Below are 14,431 nucleotides of genomic sequence, written 5' to 3' on the forward strand. Positions count from 1 at the left end.
GGGCCTCCGTCGCGTCGGCGGGCGTCGCGAACGGGCCGCGTCGGTTCTGGCGCGGTACACCTATCCGTAGCCCCTCAGCCCCTTACCGTCGGCCGCCGAACTCCCACTCGTGGACCTCGATCTCCGCGTACCGATCCGGAGTGAGTACGGCACGTGCCGTAGCGGCGTCCGGCGCCCGGACCAGCGCCACCGTACCCAACCAGGCGGTGGTGTCGTCGGAGAGCAACGGCCCGTACGCGATCAGCTCGTCCTTGCACGCAGGCACCGCGAGGTCCGCGGCCTCGCCCGAACCGAGGCCGAGCACCAGATACCGGTTGCCGCCGGTCGGACCACCGGGAAAGTCCCCCATGGTGCGCCCCAGCGTGTTGTGCCACCGACGCACCAGCACGTCGCGGTACACCCCGGCCTGGTAGTTGGGCTCGTCGAAGGCGAACGAGCGCGCCGCGGCGGGGTTCGGCAGGTCGACGATGTGCACACTGCCGCTCGGCGTCCCGCCACCCTCGGCGAAGGTCGGGCCCCGGGCTCCACGGACCCTCTCCGAGTCCTGCCGCCATGGCAACGGTGATTCCGCGTCGGCCGCGGCCCCACTCCCGCCCGGGTCGGCCTCGGCCCGCCGTCCGGGCGGTCAGAGGCCGAAGGCCTCGGGGGAGGCGGCCAGCGTACGGAAGACCACGCGCGGGTCGGGCACCAGCTTGCGCGCCGTCAGATCGAGCAGACCGCCGACGCCCGTCACCTCGGCGGCCACGGTTCCGTCCGTCTTCCGGATGGTCTGCTCGATACGGAAGGTCTTGCCCTCACCCCAGACGAAGGCACACGTCACCTCGACCTCGTCGCCGGCCCGCAACTCCCGTCGGTAGCGGACCGTCACCTCCAGGGCCACCGGCCCCACGCCCTGCTCCAGCAGATCCGCCTGCCGGATCCCGCTCTTCTGCAGGAGCGACCAGCGGGCGTGCTCCGCGTACTGGAGGTAGACCGCCTGGTTCAGGTGCCCCTGCGTGTCGGTCTCGTATCCGCGTACGACGACGGGTACCGAGAATGGCTCTGCCACGGTCTTCCTCTCGACGACAGCACATGTTGAGCGCTCGCTCATCCAAGCAACCGCCGCGCGGCACGCGGCATTCCGCCACGGGCCGACGCGTCCTGGGCTCGCATCCCTCTGCCGGCACCGAGGCCGCCGGAGACGGCGGGAGGAACGGGCGGCGGCAGAGCGTCCGGGGCCGAAGGAGGTCGGCGGGGCCGCTCGCCTCCGTCAGGGGTGCGGGACGACGTCGTCACGTGCCATGTCGGAAACGGGCGCCGGTGTAGGGGCGTACGTCGATGACGGGCATGCCCGCCGCGTGGGCCGCCTCGATGCCTTCGTCGCTGTCCTCGTAGACGGTGCAGCGGGAGGGGTGAGCCCCGAGCATCTCGGCCGCGCGCAGGAAGATGTCGGGTGCGGGCTTTCCGCGGTCCACGTCGTCGCGGGTCACCAGGGCGTCCGGCGGCCCGGCTTCCAGGAGCAGGACGCTGCGGGCGGGGTCCTCGCTGAGCCGGGCGGCGACGACGCTTCCGGCCGCGCCGGCGCCCACCACGATGAAGTCGTAGGTGCTGAAGCCATGCATGGATGTGTCCTTCGCTCCCCTGGAAGGGGATGGGGAGGTGAACGGGTCAGGTCGCAAGGAAGCCGCCGTCGACGCCGATGACCTGCCCGTTGACGTACGAGGAGGAGGCGGAGAACAGCCACAGCGCCACGTCGGCGACCTGGCGCGCGGTGCCGATCTCACCGCACGGGATCAGTCCGCGCCAGGTGGTCGCGCCGCCGACGGCAGCCTCCGAGGCGGCCAGCATGGCGGACTCGACGGGGCCGGGGGCGACGGCGTTGACGCGGATGCCCTCGCGCGCGTGCTCCATGGCCGCCATACGGGTCAGAGCCACCGCCGCGTGCTTGGAGGCCACGTAGGCGCCGATGCCGGGGAAGACGGTACGGATGCCGTGGACCGACGTGTTGTTGACGATGCTGCCGCCGCCTCCCTGGGCGGACATGAGCCGCAGCTCCTCCCGCATGCAGAGCCACAGGCCCCGGGCGTTCACGGCGAAGGCGCGGTCGAAGGTTTCGGGCGTCAGCTCGGCGAGGCGTCCGTCGCCCGGCACCCCCGCGTTGTTGAAGGCGCAGTCCACCCGGCCGTGACGCTCGATCACCCGGGCGAACAGGTCGTGGACCTCGTCCGGGAGGGTCACGTCGCAGCGGACGAAGTGCGCCTCACCGCCACGTGACCGGATCTCGTGCGCGGCCTCGGCGCCGCGGTCCTCGCGGCGGGCTGCGAGGACGACCCGCATGCCGGCTTCGGCGAACGCGACGGCGGACGCCCGGCCGATGCCCGTGCTCCCGCCGGTGACGACGACGACCTTCCCCCGCAGGGAGTCCGGGGCGGCCGGGGCGCCGGCGTTCTCGCTCACCGGTCCGCGCCGACGGGCCGCTCGGGGTGGCCGGCTTCGAGGGTGAGCAGGCGGCCCATCCCCCGGCAGGCACGCTCGATCTCGTTCTCGGTGACGTCGTTGAGGAAGCAGACCTGGCCGATGCCGGTGAGCATGGGCAGGTTCTGTCGACCGTCGCGGTGCAGCACGGTGTCCGCGAGACCCTCGAGGACGAGTGCCACGTCGCAGAAGAGGGGGTGGGACGGTTCGAGCCCCAGGCGCCGTGCCACCGCCACGATGCGCTCCAGCTGGGCGGTGTCGATCAGACCGCGGTCGGCGGCGATGAGGGCGGAGAAGACGCAGTCCATGGCGACGGCCTCGCCGTGGAGCAGCTCGGGAAGGGCTCGCATCTCCACCAGGGGGGAGAAGGAGTGCCCGTAGTCCACGGATCGCTGGAGGTCCTTCTCCCACAGGTTGGGCTGCAGTTCCTCGGCCATTCCCGCGATCGCCCGGCCGATGACCTCGTCGGCCACCGAGCCCGGCAGGCCGGTGCTCCCGGGCTCGGGGTCCTGGAAGCGCGTCTCGATGAGGTCGGCGCCGTGCTCCTCGAGGAGCTCGAAGAGCCGCAGGTCCTTGATCAGGCCATCTTGAAGATCTCGCCCATGCCGTTGCGCAGTTGCCGTTCCGGGACGGTGGCGAGGAAGCGGCGGTCGATCAGTGTCCTCGGGGGCGGGGTGTAGGCGCCGAGGCGGTTGCGGTATCCGCCGTAGTTGATGCCGGACTTGGCGGCGACACTGACGTCGACCTGGCCGAGCAGGGTGGTGGGCACGCGCACGAAGGGGATGCCGCGCCGGTAGAGACTGGCGACGAGCCCGACCACGTCCGCCACGACACCGCCACCGATGACGACGGGCGGGGAGCTGAGGCGGTTGGTGCCGACCTCGTTGAGCTTGTTGACCACTTCCAGGACCCACTCGATGGACTTGTTCTCCTCCGAGCCGGGAAGCGTCAGGTATTCGACCGCAACCTCGTTTTCCGAGAAGTAGTCCCGAATTTTCTCGCCGTATAACGCGTCGACGGAATGGTCGAGGATGACGAGGCGGGTACCCCCCACCCTGCCTCCGCCGGGAATGGTCAGGAGTTCGGGATTACCAGGGTCGAGCAGGCCGTGGCTTTCGACTATCTCGTACTCGACGGGCAATTCCGTCTGGATCTTCCAACTCTGCTGCCGCAGGGCGTCGTTCATGGTCGTTCTCCTCCTGGCCGGGCGTCCGGCACGGCGTCGCGTTTGTTGCAACTCGGAACACAGGCCGGGAGTCGGCACCCCGACAACCGGGAGGATTGCGCCATACGTCCGCTTCTGGGCGTCCCCTTGTGTACGTGATGAGTCCTCCTGCCCCTCCGAGGCGTCCTCGCGGACGAGCCGGGGGCGCCATACGCGATGGCCGGAAAGGTCTCCCTCACTCCCCCACCACCCGCGACACGAAGGCCCTGAGAGCCGCTGCGACTCTCCCCCGGAAGGGCTGAAAGTACCTGGTCGCCAATTTCCGCGCCGGAAGCTCTGCGCGGGAGATGGGGGCGGTTCGCATACGGTTCAACTCACGACGGTGTGGCGGAAGTCACCGTCGATTCACATGGCGCGTCGTGCGAGTCGAGACAACCGAGCGGAATTATTCCGCAACACCATCGATCGACTTCCGATGCCCTCCGAAAGGCGACCGGGAGAACGCAGCTCGATCCGAAAGGCCGTTCTGGGCGCGGGGGAGGTGAACGTGGCGACGCGCTGGGGTTCGAAGCGTTGCAGGAACCATTCGTCACGAGACGGTCACGAGATGATCCGTTTCGGTGGAGCGCTGCCGAGGCGCAGCGCCCTCCTCCCCCATGCGCGACACACCCTCGGAGCAGCTGACCATGAGTTACGGGAACACCCTGCGCGACGACATCGCGAAGCCGGGCACCACGCCCCTGATCGGCGTGTACGACATGTACTCGGCGTCCGTGGCGGCCGGGCATTACAACGGACTGTTCGTGTCCGGGTTCGGCTTCGCGGCCTCCTACTACGGGCTGCCCGACATCGGGTTCATCGCCTGGCCCGAAATGATGGCCTTCGTGCAGCGGCTGCGCGGCGCCTTCCCCCACCACCACCTCCTGGTCGACATCGACGACGGCTACGTCGATGCCGAAGTCGCCTGCCACGTCGTGGAAGGCCTGGAACGGATCGGCGCCCCGGGCGCGGGCCCTGGCCGCCACGGATGCCGATGTCGTCCTCGTCGACGGCGTCCGCAGCATCGAGTGGATCGAGCGGATCCGCGAGGTGGTCGACGGCAAGCCGCTGCTGTTCAATCAGATCGCCGGCGGCAAGTCCCCGCGTCTCTCGCTCAGCGAACTGGACGGCCTCGGGGTCGACGTCGCGATCTACAGCACCCCGTGCCTGTTCGCCGCGCACCGGGCGATGGACACCGCCCTGGCCGAACTCCGGCTCGCCGATGGACGTCTGCCGGCCCGTGAAGGAGGCGCTGAGGTCGGGGTGGCCGAGTCCACTCGCCTCCTGACCAAGAACCTGGCCCGGCACCGCACTGCCCCGGCTGCACGGGACGGGTCCGACGTGAAGGGGCGTCCGGTACGCGCATGAGGTCGGGGGCGGGTGGTGTCCCGGGGCGACGACCCGAAGAAGACGCAGGCGCGTCATGGCCGGGGCGGGGGTCGGCCAGCCGGAAGGGGGAAGACGTCCATGACCTCGTCGAGGACGGTGCGGCAGAAGTCGAGCTGTCCGGCCGATCATGTCGGGTGGAGGCGTACGTGGGTGGGCCGGCGGACGCCTTCGGTTCCCCGGCGCCGCTCGTCGGCGCGCGGCGACGGCGTGCTGCGGGGGATGCGGCGCGGTGCGGCGGCGCCTCGGGCTGCGGGCGGGCCGGGTCCCCGCTCTCCACACGCCGACGGCTCCCGTCCCGCGAAGGGGAGGGGAGCCGTTCGGGTATGTGGAGGGCGTACGCCGTCAGTGGATCACGCGTGGCGGTGCGAGTGTCGGTTGCCGGTGAAGAGGCGGTAGAGAGCGAGGAGGATGACGGAGCCGATGATCGCGGCTATCCAGGTGGAGAGGTCGAAGAAGCCGTCGATCGAGTCGACACCGAAGATCACCTTGCCGAGCCAGCCGCCCAGCAGACCGCCGACGATGCCGATGAGCATGGTGACGATGATGCCGCCCGGGTCCTTGCCCGGCATCAGGGCCTTGGCGATGGCGCCGGCGAGGAGGCCGATGATGATCCACGCGATGATGCCCATGGTGTGTCTCCGCTTCGTCGTGTAAAGGCTGTGTTAGGTCAGCGTCTGCACCGATTCCAGCCGTACAAACGTCTTCATCACGAGGACCGTGAAACTGGCGTCGCGGATCCGTGCCATCCGGCTTCCCCCCTCGGGTGTCACGGACTCGTGCGTCCCGGGGGCGGCCACCGCAGGTAGACGCACTGCACGCGGGCTGCTGCGCGGGCTGACGCCCCTGGCCCTACAGGTGCCGGGCATCGGAGCCAGGGGAAGAGGCAGGCTCCGCCACTGACTCCCCCACGACAGCGATGCGGTTCCGGCGTACGGGCCGGACGTCGACGTACCGCGGTGGAGGTCGGGCCGGTGCGCCTGCGCCCCCAGGGCGGGCAGGCGCACGGCAGACGTCACCGTCGCGGCGGTAGTCCCCGCGCCAGGGCGTAGCCCCTACACCCGCCGGCGGGTGCTACGCCGGTGCGTTCTCGGCGGTGGGCGGCACGTCGGTGTCCGGTTCCTCCCGGGGGAGGGCGAGCTGCTCGCGTACGTAGTTCCAGATCACCGCGATCAGCGCGGCCGCGGGTACCGCGAGGAGGCTGCCCACGATGCCGGCCAGGCTGCCGCCCAGCGTCACGGCCAGCAGGACGACCGCCGCGTGCAGGCCGAGGCCGCGGCTCTGGATCATGGGCTGGAACACGTTGCCCTCGAGCTGCTGCACCACGACGATGATCGCGAGCACGAGCAGCGCGTCGGTCAGGCCGTTCGACACCAGCGCGATGAGGACCGCGACAAGGCCGGCGAAGAGGGCTCCCACGATGGGCACGAACGCGGAGACGAACGTCAGCACGGCCAGCGGGAGTACCAGGGGGACATCCAGGAACCACAGCCCCAGGCCGATGAACAGAGCGTCGAGCAGGCCGACGAACGCCTGCGAGCGTACGAACGCGCCCAGGGTCTCCCATCCGCGCGCGGTCACGACCGGGATGTCGGTGGCGAGGCGGCCGGGGAGCTGGCGGGTGAGCCACGGCAGGAAACGCGGGCCGTCCTTGAGGAAGAAGAACATCAGGAAGAGCGCCAGGACGGCCGTGACGAGACCGTTGAAGACGGTGCTCACGCCCGAGACGACGGTGGTGACCATGCTGCCGACACTGTCCTGGATGCGGGCGACCGCGGCGTCGAAGGCGCCGGAGATCTGGTCGTCCCCGATGTTCAGCGGCGGTCCGGCGGCCCACTCGCGGACCTTCTGGATGCCCTCGACCACCCCGTCGGCGAGCTCTCCCGACTGGGAGGCGACCGGCACCGCGATCAGTGCGACGATGCCCGCGACCACCAGGAGGAAGAGGACGGTGACCACGGCCGCGGCCAGGGCGGGTGCCCACCCGCGGTTGCGCAGAAAGCGGGTGAGGGGCCAGGTCATCGTGGTGAGGAACAAGGCCACTATGAGCGGCCAGACGACCGACCACATGCGGCCCAGGATCCACAGGGCGACTGCTGCCATCAACAGGACCAGCAGCGACTCGGCGGAGATCCGCGCTGTTCTTCGTAGTGCGGCGGCAGTCTTCGTTGAACTCAACATGGCAGGCATGGGGCTCACCCTATTGATGCCCGCCGTCCGGCCCTGTATCGCCCCCGTGCACCGTCTCGCAGCCGTCGGGGCGGCGGAGCGACCGACATGTGGGGTGGGTACCGCTCGATGTTCGGGGCACACGACGCTCATGCACGGACAACATGCGCGTCCCACGAGCACACTGTTCGGCCCAGCCCCCACGGCCCAGACACCGCCCTCCGGACGAGCCGGTGCCAAGCACTCACGCCGAGGCCGCCTCGTCGGCCGGCTGCACCGTCGCCTCCTCGCCTACCGGGCCATCGACTTCCTGTCCACGCACATCCCGGACCACTCCGGTCCGGGCGAGGAATGCCTGCTCCTCGTCCACGGCCGCCAGGTGGTGGGGCAGGTTCAGTACCGGATCTGCGCCGACTGCGCGCAAGGCGTGATCACCGCCATCACGCTCGACGAGCGCTTCTGCAGCACGGGGCTGGACACCCGGGCGCTTTCGCACCTGCGTTCCCGCCACCCGGGCGTCGCGTGGCGCAGCACGCTGAGCAGGCGCACCACTCGTGACCTCCTGCGCCGGATGCGCATTCCCACCATCCCGGTTGACACACCCTGTCCCCATACACCCCGACCGCTGTCCACCCCGGCACTCGCCGACGGCTGACTCACATGTCCTGCCCGCGGAGTGATCCGCCGGACGCACCACGGCCACCTGCGGTGACCCGCCATCGATCGCGGATACTGGGGAGTAGGCGCCTGCGCTGGTCGACTTCGCCGCCTGGTGACATGGTGGGAGGAGCGGCTGTGGACGGGCGCCGCCGCGCCCGGCTCGCGGAAAGCGCCTGATGCGGTCTGTGTCCGAGCCAGGGGCACGCCTCGCGGGTCATGCGGGTCGCGGATCGCCGTACGCGGTCGCTGTTACGCCGTGTCGACCTCGGTAGCTCGCACGGGAGGTGTCGGGCATGACGACCGACGAAGGTGGCGGCCGGGCCAAGACCCAGGGGCAGCGTGTGGCCGACAGCCGGGCCATGGAGGTCGCCTCCAGGGTCGGGCTCTGCGCCCGGGGAGTGATCTACATTCTGGTCGGTCTCCTCGCGGTGAGAATCGGTCTCGCCGGTGACAGCGGCGGCAAGGAGGCCGACAGGTCCGGCGCGGTGCGGACCATCGGCGAGCAGCCGTACGGACGGGTGCTGCTGTGGGCGCTGGTGGTGGGGCTGGCGGCGATGGCGCTGTGGCGACTGTCCGAGGCCGCGTTCGGGCAGTCGACGGCAGGCGGTGACAAGTGGACCCGGCGCCTGGGCTCGTTGGGAATGGCCGTCTTCTACGTCGTGATCTGTATCAGCGTGGCGCAGACCGCGCTGGTCGGCGGAGCAGCCGGGACGCGCGCCAGTGACGAGACCTCGAAGGACTACACCGCGCGGGTGATGGAGTGGCCCTTCGGGCGCGTACTCGTCGGCGCGTTCGGCGTCGTGCTGGTCGTCGCGGGCGTGGTGATCGTGGTGCGCAGTGTGATGCGGAAGTTCGAGAAGAACCTCCGCACGGACCGGATGGACCACAGGACACGGCGTGTCGTCGCCATCGTGGGCGTCATCGGAGGCGTTGCGTGCGGGGTCGTCGCGACGGCGATCGGGGTGTTCGTCCTCCTGGCGGCGGTGCGCTTCGACCCCGGTCAGGCCAAGGGGCTGGACGAGACACTGCGGTCGTTCGCCGACACGCCCGCCGGGCCCTGGCTGCTGATCGCCGCGGCGCTGGGCCTCCTGATGTTCGGCCTCTACTCCTTCTGCGAAGCCCGCTGGCGCAAAGCCCCCGAGCACCACCCTGCGGCAGGGCAGTCGGTCAGCCGCGGCAACGGCTGACTGAGACATCCCCGCCATTCATCCCAGGAACCGACGCGCGATCGACTCATGGCCGCCGGCGTGGTCGCCCGGCCGACTCCTCCGTGGGCGCCCCCCGTGTGGGTTACGGCGGTTTTGGCCTTCCGCGAGGAGGCGCGTCCTGCCGGGGCGTCATGTGCCGGGAGGGCAGGCCTGTGTCAAACATCGATTTCTGGATGTTTTAAACGGTCAATCGACATATGCGGCTGTTTGGGTGTCCTGGTCGCGTCGCATGTACCAGGGGCAGGACGCGACGAGGAAAAGAGGCAAGCGTGGCTGATTGGAAGAACATCTCCGGCGGTCTGACGACGATCTCGGTGGGGTCGCGGACCCATGTGTGGGGGGTGAACTCCTCGGGTCAGATCTACCGGTACACCGGACACGACGCCAATCCCTGGGTGGGCATCCCGGGCAGCGCGGTCGACATCGGCGTCGGCGCCGACGGCACGGTGTGGCACGTCAACTCCGCAGGCGGTATCTACCGTTACACCGGGGACCAGGGCTCGACCAACTGGGTCAACGTCTCCGGCGGCCTGACCCGGATCTCGGTGGGGTCGCGGACGCATGTGTGGGGGGTGAACTCGTCCGGTCAGATCTACCGGTACACCGGACACGACGCCAATCCCTGGGTGGGCATCCCGGGCAGCGCGGTGGACATCGGGGTGGCCGCCGACGGCACCGTCTGGTGCGTCAACTCCGCCGGCGGCATCTACCGCTACACCGGGGACCAGGGCTCGACCAACTGGGTCAACATCTCCGGCGGTCTGACCCGCATCACCGCCGGTTCCCGCACGAACATCTGGGGAGTCAACTCCTCCGACCAGATCTACCGCTACACCAACCACGACACCAACCCCTGGATCGGCATCCCCGGTGCCGCGGTCGACATCGGTGCCGCCGCGGACGGCACCGTCTGGTGCGTCAACTCCGCCGGCGGCATCTACCGCTACACCGGAGACCAGCCGAGCTGAGCGAGAGCGACCTGCGCACCCTGCGCCACCGAATGCGGGTCCCCCGGGCAGCCGGCCCGGGGGACCCACCCCGCAGCTCGGCCGGTGCCACCGTTGAGCGCTCCTCCACCTGGAGGCTGCACCACGCGGTGACCCGTGTGGTCCTCCGCTCCGGCGCACCGAGGTGAACGGACGCCCGGGGCCGTGACCGCTCACCCCACCAGATCCGGCGCTCGCAGCATCTCGGGCGGGACGCCCCACGCGTCGACGAGGTCGACCGCGAGGGGCCGGACCTTGCGGCAGAGGTCGTTCACCTCACGGGTGATCGCTTTGGAACGCTGAACGGTCAACCGGCCGTGCTCCATGAACCAGGCCCGGTCCGCCTCGATCGTCGACAGGGCGAACAGATCGCACAGCAGGGCGAGCGCCGCCTTCTCGTCGCTCTCGGGCATCGCACGCACCTTGCCGACGAAGGCCTCCGTCACCAGCCGCTCGACGTGCGCGCGGGCGAGCGCGATGACGTGGTCCTGCACCTGTCCGAAGACGACGCCGGGATCGCCTCGCTGGTCGATCCCGCGCTTGATCCGGCGGGCCACCCCGGCGACCATGTGCTCCTCCCGGAAGCGGAGCATGGCGAGCTGGTACTCCGAGTCGAGCAGACCGGCTTCCCGGTCCCAGTCGTCGCCGCCGGGCAGCAGGTCGCGTACCCGCTCGAGCAGTTTGTGGGCGGAGGTCCGCTCGATCACCGTCTCCACGGCGAGGTTGGTGACGTACCGGACCATGCCGAGCTGGTCGAGGTCCTCGAACTCGCTCGCGTGATCGGTGAGCAGCCCCTTCGCCACGAGCTGCAGCAGGACGTGGTTGTCGCCCTCGAAGGTGGTGAAGACGTCGCTGTCGCCCTTGAGGGCGGCGAACCGGTTGACGGCGAGATATCCGGCGCCGCCGCAGGCCTCGCGGCACTCCTGGACGACCCGGGTGGCGTGCCAGGTGGCCAGCGCCTTGAGGCCCGCGGCCCGTGACTCGAGCCGCCGCCGCTCCCGCGCGTCGTCCTCGACGCCGGAGAAGACGTCGTGCAGCTGCGAGCGCACCACGTCCTGGGCGAAGTGCAGGGCGTACGTCCGCGCGATCAGCGGCAGCAGTCGGCGCTGATGCAGACCGTAGTCGAGGAGGACCTGCTCCTCGGCGTCCGCCGCCGCTGCGAACTGCCGTCTCCGCACCGCGTACTTCGTGGCCACCGCCAGGGCGACCTTGGCGACGTTCACCCCGGCACCGGCGACGCTGACACGGCCCTGCACGAGCGTCCCGAGCATGGTGAAGAAGCGCCGGTCGGGGTTCTCGATCGAGCTCTCGTAGACCCCTTCCGGGCTGACGTCGGCGAACCGGTTGAGGAGCGCCTCTCGTGGCACCCGTACCCCGTCGAACCAGATGCGGCCGTTGTCCACGCCGTTGAGGCCCATCTTGCGGCCGTCGTCCTCGATCCGGACGCCCGGGGCCACCTCCCCCGCGACCCGGACGGGCACGACGAAGGCGTGCACGCCCTCGGACTTCCCACCCACCTCCAGCTGGGCGAAGACGACCGCCAGTTCGGCGTGCCGGGCCGCGTTGCCGATGTAGTCCTTGCGCGCCTGGTCGCCGTGGGTGGTGACGACGAACTCCTGGCGATCGGCGTCGTACCGCGCGACCGTGCCGAGTGCCTGCACGTTGGAGCCGTGTCCGGTCTCGGTCATCGCGAAGCAGCCCATCAGCTCCCCGGTGATCAGTCCCGGCAGGTAGACGTCGTGGTGGCGTTCGGTGCCCAGGTGCAGGATCGCGCCGCCGAAGAGCCCGAACTGCACGCCGACCTTCACCAGTACCGACAGGTCACCGAAGGCCAGCGTCTCGAACGCGGCGATCGACGCTCCGACGTCGCCGCCCCCGCCGTACGCCGCCGGGAAGCCCATGCCCGTCTGGCCGGTCGCGGCCATCTCGACGACGACCTCCCGCACCCGCTCACGGAACGCGTCGATGCCGAGGTCGTCGGCCTCTTCGAGGATGGAGGCGTACGTGGCCAGGTTGGTCCGGACGAGGTCGCGGATCTCGGCGTACTCGCCGTCGAGCACCGCGGCCAGTGTCCGGACGTCGATGTCGGGCTGCACGTAGCCGGTCGCAGGGGTGGATGCGTTGTCGGTGGCCATGCCGCTTCGCTACCCCGCCGCGAAAGGATCAACCGGGGACGACCGAGTGGTCGGCGTCTCGGCGCGCTCTCTTCACAGAGGGAGCGTCTGACCGTCGAAGGACCGGGACACCTGGGCCGTACGGCGTACTCGACGAGTGCGTCCCCGGGACGGGGAGAGGGCCGGTCACTCCTCCGTTTTTCGCCTGTCTCGGCGTGCGGCCGCTGCATCGGCTTCTTCCAGTGCCCGGCAGTAGGGGCAGGGGGTGCGGTCGTGGCTGTCCCGGTCGGGCATGCCTGTCCGGTACGCGTCCAGAAGCTCGGCGCGCACTCCAGAGACGTACTCGTCGTGTTTGCGTGAATGCTTCGTCATGTTTTGCCAACCGCAACCTCGGCGTCGTAGGTGCGGGCCGTTGCGTTTGCCAGCCGAGTAGAGACATCCGCACATCTTGGAGCTGACTGCGTCACAACCTGATCACAGGAGGTGTCGAGCGCGATCACTTTATTCCGCGACGGGGGCGACTCGTCCCGGTCTGGGCGCAGCCGTCCGGGTGACGGCGAACCGTCCGCTGCGGGGCGAGCCCCTGCGCTGTTCGGCGGACAGGCGGACATAGGGCGCAGGAGGTGGGGAAGGGGATGTCGGGCAGAAGGTCACCCGAGTCACCGCCGGAGGAGCGAGCACCGTGGACCGTACCGAAGGGACCAGCCGGAGCGCGGCCGTACGCGAGGGCGGGGCGGAGGGACCACAGGGCCTCTCGTCCCCCGTGTCGCTCCTGGTCAACGGGACCACGCACGCTGTGCAGCTCGACAACCGCACCACCCTCCTGGACGCCCTGCGAGAGCACCTGGACCTGACCGGGTCCAAGAAGGGCTGTGACCACGGGCAGTGCGGCGCCTGCACGGTGCTCGTGGGCGGGCGGCGCGTGAACAGCTGCCTGGTGCTGGCGGTCGCGTGCGACGAGCCCGTCACCACGGTCGAGGGCCTCGCGGAGGACGGTCGGCTCCATCCGCTCCAGGACGCGTTCGTCTCCCGGGACGCCCTCCAGTGCGGCTACTGCACGCCCGGCCAGATCTGCTCGGCCGTGGCCATGCTGGACGAGGCGGCCGCCGGGCATCCCTCGCACGTGACGCCACCGGACCAGCCGGACGGTGTCGGCCCGGTGGCCCTCACCCCGGAGGAGATCCGGGAGCGCATGAGCGGCAACCTCTGCCGCTGCGGCGCCTACCCGAACATCGTGGACGCCATCGAGGAGGCCGCGTCGTGAAGCCCTTCGGTTACCTGCGTGCCGAACGCGCCGACCAGGCACTCGCCGCGTACGCGGCCCACCCCGGGGCCCAGTACCTCGCCGGCGGCACCAACCTCGTCGACCTGATGAAGCTCGGGGTGGCCGGCCCTCCGTTCCTCGTCGACATCAGCCGGCTGCCGCTGGACGACGTGGAGGAGACACCGGACGGCGGCCTGCGCGTGGGGGCGACCGTGCGCAACACCGACCTGGCCGTCCATCCCCTCGTACGGACCCGTTACACCGCGCTGTCGCAGGCGCTTCTCGCCGGCGCCTCCGCACAACTGCGCAACGCCGCCACCACCGGGGGAAACCTCCTCCAGCGCACCCGCTGCCTGTACTTCCAGGACACCTCGAAGCCCTGCAACAAACGCGAACCGGGCACGGGCTGCCCCGCGCGCGAGGGAGTCCACCGCGACCTGGCGGTACTCGGACACTCCGCGCAGTGCGTCGCCACGCACCCGTCGGACATGGCGGTCGCCCTCGCGTGCCTCGACGCGCGGGTGCACCTGCTCGGACCCGACGGCGAGCGCACCGTGCCCGTCACCGACTTCCACCAGCTGCCCGGGGACCGGCCGGAGCAGGACACCGTCGTCCGCCCAGGTGAGCTCGTCACCGCGGTGACGCTCCCCCCGCCCGCCGGGGCCCGCAGCGCCTATCTCAAGGCCCGCGACCGGGCCTCGTACGCCTTCGCGCTCGCCTCCGTCGCCGCCGTCATGACGGTGGAGGACGGCGTCGTCCGCCACGCCGCTCTCGCCTTCGGCGGCCTCGCCCACAAACCCTGGCGGGCCCGTGCGGCCGAGGAGGTTCTGCGCGGAGCACCCGCCACGCGGGAGACGTACGCGGCGGCCGTCGACGCCGAACTCGCCGCGGCCCGGCCGCTCCGTCACAACGGCTTCAAGGTGCCGCTCGCCCGGGGCCTCGCCGTCCGTGTGCTCACCGATCTCGCGTCCCGCCCCTGAGGAGGC

Annotated in this window: 11 protein-coding genes and 3 pseudogenes; 6 read left to right on the forward strand and 8 right to left on the reverse strand. The window is 70.3% G+C overall.

The window, feature by feature from the left end; translation table 11 throughout:
* Nucleotides 1–82 precede the first annotated feature (82 nt).
* The 5 genes and pseudogenes from ABZ567_RS21470 to ABZ567_RS21490 form a co-directional block, all read right to left on the reverse strand.
* A pseudogene (locus tag ABZ567_RS21470) lies at nt 83–523 on the reverse strand (YciI family protein); the annotation flags it as partial.
* A 102-nt stretch (nt 524–625) separates the two neighbouring features.
* Nucleotides 626–1,048: an acyl-CoA thioesterase gene (locus ABZ567_RS21475; RefSeq protein WP_360792258.1), complete on the reverse strand. Its 423-nt coding sequence runs from the start codon at nt 1,046–1,048 to the stop codon at nt 626–628.
* A 223-nt stretch (nt 1,049–1,271) separates the two neighbouring features.
* Nucleotides 1,272–1,601, reverse strand: coding sequence for an HAD family hydrolase (locus ABZ567_RS21480; RefSeq protein ID WP_360792260.1), 330 nt, complete (start codon nt 1,599–1,601; stop codon nt 1,272–1,274).
* Nucleotides 1,602–1,647: 46 nt separating this feature from the next.
* Complete coding sequence (locus ABZ567_RS21485) at nt 1,648–2,436, reverse strand: SDR family oxidoreductase (protein ID WP_360792262.1); 789 nt, start codon at nt 2,434–2,436, stop codon at nt 1,648–1,650.
* Nucleotides 2,433–3,640, reverse strand: a pseudogene (locus ABZ567_RS21490) (sedoheptulose 7-phosphate cyclase). The gene ABZ567_RS21485 and the pseudogene ABZ567_RS21490 overlap by 4 nt, the downstream one beginning before the upstream one ends.
* Before the next feature lie 665 nt (nt 3,641–4,305).
* Here ABZ567_RS21490 and ABZ567_RS21495 point away from each other — a divergent pair.
* A pseudogene (locus tag ABZ567_RS21495) lies at nt 4,306–5,026 on the forward strand (isocitrate lyase/phosphoenolpyruvate mutase family protein).
* A 371-nt stretch (nt 5,027–5,397) separates the two neighbouring features.
* On the opposite strand, the gene ABZ567_RS21500 reads toward ABZ567_RS21495, so the two are convergent.
* Complete coding sequence (locus ABZ567_RS21500) at nt 5,398–5,676, reverse strand: GlsB/YeaQ/YmgE family stress response membrane protein (RefSeq protein WP_221743200.1); 279 nt, start codon at nt 5,674–5,676, stop codon at nt 5,398–5,400.
* Nucleotides 5,677–6,118: 442 nt separating this feature from the next.
* Nucleotides 6,119–7,234, reverse strand: a complete 1,116-nt coding sequence (locus ABZ567_RS21505) for an AI-2E family transporter (protein ID WP_360792264.1) — start codon at nt 7,232–7,234, stop codon at nt 6,119–6,121.
* A gap of 130 nt (nt 7,235–7,364) precedes the next feature.
* Here ABZ567_RS21505 and ABZ567_RS21510 point away from each other — a divergent pair, with 130 nt between their 5' ends.
* The 3 genes from ABZ567_RS21510 (at nt 7,365) to ABZ567_RS21520 (ending at nt 10,049) form a co-directional block, all read left to right on the forward strand.
* Complete coding sequence (locus ABZ567_RS21510) at nt 7,365–7,868, forward strand: hypothetical protein (RefSeq protein WP_360792266.1); 504 nt, start codon at nt 7,365–7,367, stop codon at nt 7,866–7,868.
* 298 nt (nt 7,869–8,166) lie between these two features.
* Nucleotides 8,167–9,060, forward strand: a complete 894-nt coding sequence (locus ABZ567_RS21515; protein ID WP_360792268.1) for a DUF1206 domain-containing protein — start codon at nt 8,167–8,169, stop codon at nt 9,058–9,060.
* Between the two features lie 290 nt (nt 9,061–9,350).
* Complete coding sequence (locus tag ABZ567_RS21520; protein ID WP_360792270.1) at nt 9,351–10,049, forward strand: tectonin domain-containing protein; 699 nt, start codon at nt 9,351–9,353, stop codon at nt 10,047–10,049.
* Between the two features lie 191 nt (nt 10,050–10,240).
* Here ABZ567_RS21520 and ABZ567_RS21525 read toward each other — a convergent pair whose 3' ends face one another.
* Nucleotides 10,241–12,202, reverse strand: a complete 1,962-nt coding sequence (locus ABZ567_RS21525; protein ID WP_360792272.1) for an acyl-CoA dehydrogenase — start codon at nt 12,200–12,202, stop codon at nt 10,241–10,243.
* Between the two features lie 742 nt (nt 12,203–12,944).
* Between ABZ567_RS21525 and ABZ567_RS21530 the strand changes: the two genes are divergently transcribed.
* Both ABZ567_RS21530 and ABZ567_RS21535 read left to right on the forward strand, forming a co-directional pair.
* Entirely contained in the window at nt 12,945–13,445 is a 501-nt protein-coding gene (locus tag ABZ567_RS21530; protein WP_360792344.1) for a 2Fe-2S iron-sulfur cluster-binding protein, read from the forward strand.
* Nucleotides 13,442–14,425 (forward strand): xanthine dehydrogenase family protein subunit M, encoded by a 984-nt coding sequence (locus tag ABZ567_RS21535; RefSeq protein ID WP_360792274.1) that lies wholly within the window; start codon nt 13,442–13,444, stop codon nt 14,423–14,425. Before ABZ567_RS21530 ends, ABZ567_RS21535 begins: the two co-directional genes overlap by 4 nt.
* Nucleotides 14,426–14,431 lie beyond the last annotated feature (6 nt).

Source organism: Streptomyces sp. NPDC016459 (assembly GCF_040632845.1).
In the GTDB taxonomy this organism is placed as follows: Bacteria; Actinomycetota; Actinomycetes; order Streptomycetales; family Streptomycetaceae; genus Streptomyces.

Excerpts from the sequence above, each read along its gene's own strand:
- ABZ567_RS21480 (WP_360792260.1), bottom strand. The coding sequence starts at position 1,601 with ATGCATGGCTTCAGCACCTACGACTTCATCGTGGTGGGCGCCGGCGCG.
- ABZ567_RS21500 (WP_221743200.1), bottom strand. The coding sequence starts at position 5,676 with ATGGGCATCATCGCGTGGATCATCATCGGCCTCCTCGCCGGCGCCATC.
- ABZ567_RS21505 (WP_360792264.1), bottom strand. The coding sequence starts at position 7,234 with ATGCCTGCCATGTTGAGTTCAACGAAGACTGCCGCCGCACTACGAAGA.
- ABZ567_RS21510 (WP_360792266.1), top strand. The coding sequence starts at position 7,365 with ATGCACGGACAACATGCGCGTCCCACGAGCACACTGTTCGGCCCAGCC.
- ABZ567_RS21515 (WP_360792268.1), top strand. The coding sequence starts at position 8,167 with ATGACGACCGACGAAGGTGGCGGCCGGGCCAAGACCCAGGGGCAGCGT.
- ABZ567_RS21525 (WP_360792272.1), bottom strand. The coding sequence starts at position 12,202 with ATGGCCACCGACAACGCATCCACCCCTGCGACCGGCTACGTGCAGCCC.